The organism is Oleiphilus sp. HI0132 (genome assembly GCF_001635845.1).
The window spans coordinates 1-471 of record NZ_LWGJ01001532.1 but is presented as its reverse complement, the minus strand read 5'-3'; the positions used below and the strand labels follow the sequence as shown (position 1 = coordinate 471).

Here is a 471-nt window from a genome sequence, read left to right as displayed (position 1 = left end):
TATACCTGATTATTGTTAAAATCTGAGTAGAACTCATTATCATCACGCACACCATTATAGTTAACATCGATATAAGCTTCGTCCAGTTCGACATCTATGACTTCACCTAAATCATATTGACCATTCAAGTTCGCATCAATAAATGACTCCTCTCCAGTCGTACGTGCCATAATATGCACTAAACCGTTATCGGGACGCGGATTCGAACTTGTCCAATCAACTGAACAAAAGCCACTATCTAATTCACAGGAACCCACTATCTGACCACCGGTTGTCACAAAAGAAACCTGAGTACCATCTCTAGCCTCATTATTAAAGCGGTCACCTGCGCGCACAGTCATTCGAGAAGTTGTTCCAGAAATATCCCAACCACGAGGGTTAAAGGTCTCTACAGATAAAGTAAAGCTGTCTTGGTCAGGAAGTCCACCCAGAACGGCAATTGAATCAGATGTCGTAGTTGTCGTTGCAGTT

Annotated in this window: 1 protein-coding gene; it reads right to left on the bottom strand. The window is 42.3% G+C overall.

The window, feature by feature from the left end; translation table 11 throughout:
- On the bottom strand, nt 1-471 hold a 471-nt coding region (locus A3766_RS31485; protein WP_197479708.1), incomplete at both ends, for a hypothetical protein.